This is a genomic window from Rhizobium moroccans, assembly GCF_057559155.1.
The window spans coordinates 1-6,766 of the sequence record NZ_JBHFJG010000031.1 but is presented as its reverse complement, the minus strand read 5'-3'; the positions used below and the strand labels follow the sequence as shown (position 1 = coordinate 6,766).

The 6,766-nt window shown below is 60.0% G+C and carries 6 protein-coding genes and 3 pseudogenes; all 9 read left to right on the top strand.

The genetic code is table 11. The features are described 5' to 3' along the window. Positions 1-139: 139 nt before the first annotated feature. Positions 140-1,021 carry a carbohydrate ABC transporter permease gene (locus tag ACE04I_RS16165; RefSeq protein ID WP_487207290.1) on the top strand — a complete coding sequence of 294 codons (882 nt, stop codon included), beginning with the start codon at positions 140-142 and terminating at the stop codon, positions 1,019-1,021. A gap of 10 nt (positions 1,022-1,031) precedes the next feature. Beyond that, the gene (gene ugpE, locus ACE04I_RS16160; protein WP_046794035.1) at positions 1,032-1,874 is read left to right on the top strand and encodes a sn-glycerol-3-phosphate ABC transporter permease UgpE; all 843 of its coding nucleotides are present in this window, start codon (positions 1,032-1,034) and stop codon (positions 1,872-1,874) included. Between the two features lie 11 nt (positions 1,875-1,885). Continuing rightward, the gene (locus tag ACE04I_RS16155) at positions 1,886-2,989 is read left to right on the top strand and encodes a sn-glycerol-3-phosphate import ATP-binding protein UgpC (RefSeq protein ID WP_046794036.1); all 1,104 of its coding nucleotides are present in this window, start codon (positions 1,886-1,888) and stop codon (positions 2,987-2,989) included. 117 nt (positions 2,990-3,106) lie between these two features. Then, positions 3,107-3,610 carry a cupin domain-containing protein gene (locus ACE04I_RS16150; RefSeq protein WP_046794037.1) on the top strand — a complete coding sequence of 168 codons (504 nt, stop codon included), beginning with the start codon at positions 3,107-3,109 and terminating at the stop codon, positions 3,608-3,610. Between the two features lie 69 nt (positions 3,611-3,679). Beyond that, positions 3,680-4,630 carry a glutathione synthase gene (gene gshB, locus ACE04I_RS16145; RefSeq protein WP_046794038.1) on the top strand — a complete coding sequence of 317 codons (951 nt, stop codon included), beginning with the start codon at positions 3,680-3,682 and terminating at the stop codon, positions 4,628-4,630. A 218-nt stretch (positions 4,631-4,848) separates the two neighbouring features. Further along, a pseudogene (locus tag ACE04I_RS16140) lies at positions 4,849-5,496 on the top strand (magnesium chelatase domain-containing protein); the annotation flags it as partial. A gap of 56 nt (positions 5,497-5,552) precedes the next feature. Beyond that, positions 5,553-5,630: pseudogene (locus tag ACE04I_RS16135) on the top strand (SEC-C metal-binding domain-containing protein); the annotation flags it as partial. A 54-nt stretch (positions 5,631-5,684) separates the two neighbouring features. Beyond that, entirely contained in the window at positions 5,685-6,476 is a 792-nt protein-coding gene (locus ACE04I_RS16130; RefSeq protein WP_487207291.1) for a hypothetical protein, read from the top strand. Between the two features lie 89 nt (positions 6,477-6,565). After that, positions 6,566-6,766: pseudogene (locus ACE04I_RS16125) on the top strand (IS21 family transposase); the annotation flags it as partial.

Below are 6,766 nucleotides of genomic sequence, written 5' to 3'. Positions count from 1 at the left end.
CCCCCACTTCCTCTATGATGAAGAGGGGAAAGTTGCCGTGACCTATACGACGTCACCATCGGGTGCCGGTCGTCTCCTTCCCTGGCTGGGCGGAGGCCGCAGGGTTCGCAGCGCACGGGCGCGCGAAACTGCGACGGAGATGAAACGCGTACAGTTTTCCTCTCCCGTGTTGCCCTATCTGTTTCTCTTCCCGCAGCTTGCGGTCATTTTCGTCTTCTTCTATTGGCCGTCGGTCCAGGCCATTCAGTCCTCCTTCTATCTCGAGGACCCCTTCGGCTTCGGTTCCACCTTCGTGGGACTGAGCAATTATGCCGATGCGATGTTCAGCCCGGAATATCAGTCGATCGCCCTTTTCACGGCGGTCTTCACAGCCCTGGTCACTCTGTTTTCGCTTTCGATCGGCCTGCTGCTCGCGGTCAAGGCCGACAAGGTCATTCGCGGCAGTTCGGCATACAAGACCCTGCTGATTTCCGTCTACGCCATCGCCGCGCCGGTCGCGGGCCTTATCGGAATGATGCTTTTCGATCAGCATATCGGGCCCTTCGTGGAAATGGCATCCTGGTTCGGCTGGAACATGCGCGTGGGCTTGAGCTATTTCGACACCGCCTTTGCGATGATCGTCGTCGCGGTGTGGAAGCAGGTGCCCTATAATTTCATCTTCTTCCTGTCGGGGTTGCAGAACGTTCCGATGTCCGTCCGCGAGGCCGCCACCATCGATTGCCGATCGGGCTTCCGGCGGTTCTGGACGGTGGTCCTGCCGCTGCTTGCGCCGACGGCTTTCTTCCTGCTGATCATCAACGTCACCTATTCCCTGTTCGACACTTTCGGCCTGATCGACGTGATGGTGAAGGACAAGCCGGCGAACAACCCGATCACGCTCGTCTACAAGGTCTATAACGACGGCTTCCGCGGCAACGATATCGGCGGTTCGTCGGCCCAGTCTGTCATCCTGATGATCGTGGTGTTCGCGCTGACCGTCATCCAGTTCCGCTTGATCGAGCGGCGTATCCACTACACTTGAGGGGACGGTCATGCACCGCACGAACCTGTCGGATCATCTTGTCCTCATCTTCGGCTCGCTCTTCCTGTTTCTTCCGGTCATCGTCGCTTTCATGACGTCGACGCATACCGCGGCCGACATCCACAGCAACGGCATCGCCATTACCCCGGGCGGACATTTCTTCGAGACCTATGAAAAGGTGCTGACGCAAAAAGGCGGCTTCACCGGCGAAATTACCGGCGCGCGGATGGTGATGAATTCGCTGATCCTCGGCGTCGGCTTTGCGGCCGGCAAGATCGTTCTTTCGATGATGGCTGCCTATGCCATCGTCTATTTCAGGTTTCCCATGGCGACGCTCGCCTTCTGGGTGATCTTCACGACGCTGCTTCTGCCGCTGGAAGTCCGCATCATGCCCTCCTACCAGGTCATGTCGAGCCTCGGTCTGCTCAACTCCTATACCGGGCTCATCGTGCCTCTTCTGGCGTCCGCCACCGGCACTTTCTATTTCCGGCAATTCTTCAAGTCGGTGCCGGAGGAACTTCTCGAAGCAGCGCGAATGGATGGTGCAGGTCCGTTCAAGTTCTTCTTCGATATTCTGGTACCGCTATCGCGTACGATGATCGCGGCGATCTTCATCATCATGTTCGTCTACGGCTGGAACCAGTATCTTTGGCCGATGCTGATGACGACGGATGAGAAGTTCTTCACCCTGATGCGCGGCATCAAATCGATCCTGCAGGTTTGGATCGGCTCGCAAATTCCGGATTACAACGAAGCTTTCGCGCTCGCGGTGCTCGCCATGGTGCCGCCGCTGCTGATCGTGGTGATTTTCCAGAGATGGTTCATCAAAGGCCTGACCGAAAGCGATAAATAAAGGAGAAGGCAGTGGCAGCGATCGACATCAACAACGTTCACAAGGTCTATGCCGGCGGCGTTACGGCGGTATCCGACGTTCAGCTTCAGATCGCCGATGGTGAGTTCATCGTCCTGGTCGGTCCGTCCGGCTGCGGCAAGTCCACGCTCCTGCGCATGGTCGCGGGACTGGAGACGATATCGGAAGGCGAGGTGAAGATCGGCAGCCGCGTGGTGAACGAGACGGAGCCGGCCGACCGGGATATCGCCATGGTCTTCCAGAACTATGCGCTCTATCCGCATATGACGGTCTATAACAACCTCGCCTATGGCCTGAAGAACCGCGGCACGCCGAAAGCGGAGATCGAGGCCCGCGTGGCCGAGGCCGCCCGCATGCTGGAGATCACCCAGTTCCTCGACCGCCGGCCGAAGCAGCTTTCCGGCGGCCAGCGCCAGCGCGTCGCCATGGGACGCGCGATCGTGCGCAAGCCGGCCGCCTTCCTGTTCGATGAGCCTCTGTCCAATCTGGATGCGAAGCTGCGCGTTTCCATGCGCGGCGAGATCAAGCGCCTGCAGCGCCGGCTGGGCACCACCTCCATCTATGTCACGCATGACCAGCTCGAAGCCATGACGCTCGCCGACCGTCTTGTCGTGCTGAACGGCGGCAGGGTGGAGCAGATCGGCGCGCCGCTCGAGGTCTACCATGCGCCGGCCTCCACCTTCGTCGCAAGTTTCATCGGCTCGCCGGCCATGAATCTCATGCAGGGCGAATTGCATGGTGACCGGCTGGCGATCGGGCCGGCGATCCTTGGCCTCAATGGTTTCGCGCCGATCTCCGGACCGGTCACGGTGGGGATACGCGCGGAGGACCTGCGCCTTGCCCGCGTGGAGGAAGAGGCAATGCCCTTCCGGCTCGATTACGTCGAGGAACTCGGCTCTCAACGCCTGGTTCACGGTTCGGTTGGGGACCAGACATTGACCGCAGCCGTGCCGGCCGAGACCGAACTGGTCTCCGAGATGCGCCTTGCGATCAACCCGCGCCGGCTGCATTTCTTTGCGCCGGAAACGGGCAAGCGCATCGCCTCGGCTGCTCCGGCCGCGGCAGCGTCGGTTTCGGTTGCGCAGCCGGTTGCCTGAGCCATCCGGATGTGGTGCGAAATCGGCAATCGTTAAAATTGCGATGGCGTCTTGAACCGGCCGCTTACCTCTTGCCCCTATCTTCCCCCGGCCTGACGGTGAAAAAGGGGGAAGAAAATGACTTGGCAAATATGGGCGGCGACAGCGGCCGCCGCTGCAATCCGCTACAAGCCCTATGTGCCGGAAAACTCGGCAGTAAAGCCTTTTGTCGGGGCGTGTCCGCATTCGCTGGAGATGCAGCCATTGCCGATCGAGCCGAGTTGGGTCCTGGCCGGCAATCCGCAGGCGCGTGCGGCTTCCCATTCCAAAGCGGAGGACCAATGCGCGGCGACCGGCGTATGGGATTGTACCGCAGGCACCTTCCGCTGGTTTTTCGGCTGGGACGAGACCGTGGTCATCCTCGAGGGCGAGGTGCATGTGACGGCGGAGGATGGCACGGAACGCACCCTTCATCGCGGCGATGTCGCCTATTTCAAGGGCGGCACCTGGGCCACCTGGCGCATCGACAGCTACGTCAAGAAGATCGCCTTCCTGCGCAAGCCCTTCCCGGCGCCGCTGGCCTTCCTTTATCGCCTGCGCAATATGTTGCGCCCGAAGCAGGCGATCGGTCTCGCCGGTTGATGCCTGACCGGTTGCCTTTGGAGGCCCGCCGTCCTACATCAGGCGGGCATTTCTCGAGGGGCTTCAGTCATGGCGAAAATCCGCAAAGTCGCATTCCAGATGGATCATGTGTCCGGCATCAATATCGCCGGGGATTCCACCTTCGCAATGGCGCTGGAAGCGCAGGCGCGCGGCTTCGAGCTCTTCCATTATACTCCCGACCGGCTGACCATGCGCGACGGCAAGGTCTATGCTGCCGTGGAGCCGATGCAGCTGCGCGACGCCAAGGGCGATCATTTCACCCTCGGTGAGAAGGAGCGCGTCGATCTCTCGACCATGGACGTCGTCCATCTGCGCCAGGACCCTCCCTTCGACATGGGCTATATCACCTCCACGCACCTCTTGGAGCGCATCCATCCGAAGACGCTGGTGGTCAACGATCCCGCCTGGGTTCGCAATTCGCCGGAAAAGATCTTCGTCACCGAATTCGCCGACCTGATGCCGGCAACGCTGATTTCCCGTGATCCCGCCGAGATCGCCCGTTTCCGCGAGGAGATGGGCGATATCATCCTGAAGCCGCTTTACGGCAATGGCGGCGCCGGCGTCTTCCATTCGGCGCGCGATGACCGTAACTTTACCTCGCTGCTCGAGATGTTCGGTCAGATGTATCGCGGCGAACCCTATATCGCGCAAGCCTACCTGCCGGCTGTTCGCAAGGGCGACAAGCGTATCCTGCTGGTCAACGGCGAGCCGGTGGGCGCCATCAACCGCGTCCCGGCCGAGCATGACAGCCGCTCCAACATGCATGTCGGCGGCCGCGCCGAAGCGACCGAGATCACGCCGCGGGAGAAGGAAATCTGCGCCCGCATCGGCCCGGCGCTGCGCGAACGGGGCTTCCTCTTCGTCGGCATCGACGTCATCGGCGATTACATGACCGAGATCAACGTCACCTCGCCCACCGGTATCCGTGAAGTGAAGAAGTTTGGCGGCGCCGACGTCGCAAGCCTTTTGTGGGATGCGATCGAAGAAAAACGCGCCTGAGCTTGGGCGATGATCTCTCTTTGTTCCACCAGTACAACCGCTTGCAACCAGGTTGCATCGGGCGCGTGAGAACGTTCGATAAACGTTCTTGTTTTATTCCTTGTTCCATGCAAGATTGCAGTCGTCGAGGCGTTTAGCGTATCCCGCTAGCTGCTCCGGACATGCGGCGAATTCATTGTCGAGGGCGCGTCCCACGCGCCTGATGGGGCGGGGTGGACATGGTTGCGCGGGTTAGCACGGTTGCATTTCTGGGAATTGAGGGCGTTCCGGTCGAAGTTCAGGTCATGGTCGGGCCGGGCAAGATGCTGATGCCCATCGTCGGCCTTCCGGATAAGGCTGTGGCCGAAAGCCGGGAACGGGTGCAGGCCGCACTTCATGCCTCCGGTCTCGCATTGCCGCCGAAGAAGGTGACGGTCAATCTGGCGCCTGCGGACCTGCCCAAGGAGGGCTCGCATTTCGATCTGCCGATCGCGCTCGGGCTGATGGCGGTGCTCGGAGCCATTCCGGCGGATGCGCTGTCGGATTATATGGTCATCGGTGAATTGAACCTTGACGGAACCTTGGCGCCGGTGGCCGGCGCGCTTCCTGCCGCGATTGCCGCAAGCGCCATGGGCAAGGGGTTCATCTGCCCGGCAGACAGCGGTGCGGAAGCTGCATGGGCCAGTCCCGATTTAGATATTCTTGCGCCCCGCAGTCTCATCGCGCTTGCCAATCATTTTCGTGGTACGCAGGTGCTTTCGCGCCCGCAGCCGGCGATCCGCGCGGCACCCGCCAATCTTCCCGATCTGGCGGATATCAAAGGGCAGGAGAGCGCCAAGCGGGCGCTGGAAGTCGCGGCCGCTGGCGGGCATAACCTGCTCAGAGTGTAAACGAAAGACCCCATAGCGCTTGCCCCCCAGTCAGAGCAGGATAATACAGGTCCATGAGCAGATTTGGTCGAATTGCGCGAAGCGCTCCGTGTCCCTGCAAGAGCGGGAAGCGTTTCAAGCATTGTCATGGTGCGACCTCTAAAGGGCCCTCTCCTGAGGTCTCGGCTGACCGCGTCAGGGAGTTGATGCGTCAGCAAGAAGCGACCGAGATGCTCCGCAGACGCCAGCAAGGGCATGGGAGGCCGATCATCACTATCTTGCTTAATGGAGTTCGTTTCGTCGCAGTTGGCGAGCGGATGTCCTATTCAAGATCGTGGCGTTTTTTCCCGGACTTCCTCATATCGAACATGAAGGAAGTAATGGGCTTGGACTGGGGTAAGGATGCCGCTACGACGATGCCGGATCATCCGGTAATCCGGTGGCTTCGCAAAGTGACCGAGGCGCGCATAGCCTCTGGCGGCGCGAAAAAAATGCCTTCCCGGGGCTTCATAGCCGCGCTTAGCCGCTTCGCTTACGCCCTCTACTTAATCGAACACAACGACCGGCCGCCTAGGAGCGTGCTAAAGAGGCTGCGTCATCCCACCAGTTTTGATGCCGCGTGCTACGAGACCATTGTGGCCTCGGCATTCGCTCTAGCGGGAGCGCAGATCAGCGGGGCGGAAGATAAGAAAGGGAGCGGGCCGACGCCCGAGTTTTTCGCCACCTTCCAGGATGGGAGGCGTTACTCTGTAGAGGCAAAACGCAAGCGCAATTGGAAATCTCCTCTCGAAATATATAGCGATGCCTTCGCCGCTGAGCTTCGATCATGGTTACGAGACAAGGTTCACGACGCCTCAAAAAAGCTACTCTCCAGCCCAGTTTACTGGTTCGAGCTTTGCATTGGAAAAGACCTATCAAAGGAGGACGCGCAGCATCTTCAGGGGCTGATTGGTAGCGCATTGAAAGATGCAGAAATGTTGATTTGCACTGAGAGCTGACCCGGGATTGCGGGAAATTATCACTGAGATTTGACCCATGTTTCAATCATCCTTCGCGAGGTTTCAGCGGGGGCTCTGGAGTGATCGACATGGCGTTACTGAGCGTAATCCGACGCTGGCATTTTCGAGAGCATCTATCGATCCGGGAGGTTTGCCGCAGGACCGGCCTGTCCCGGAACACTGTCCGCAAATACCTGCGCCTGGACGGCGTGGAGCCGAAGTTCAAGGTCCCAGAGCGACCGAGCAAGCTTGATCCGTTCGCGGATCGGCTGTCGGCCTGGCTGAAGACG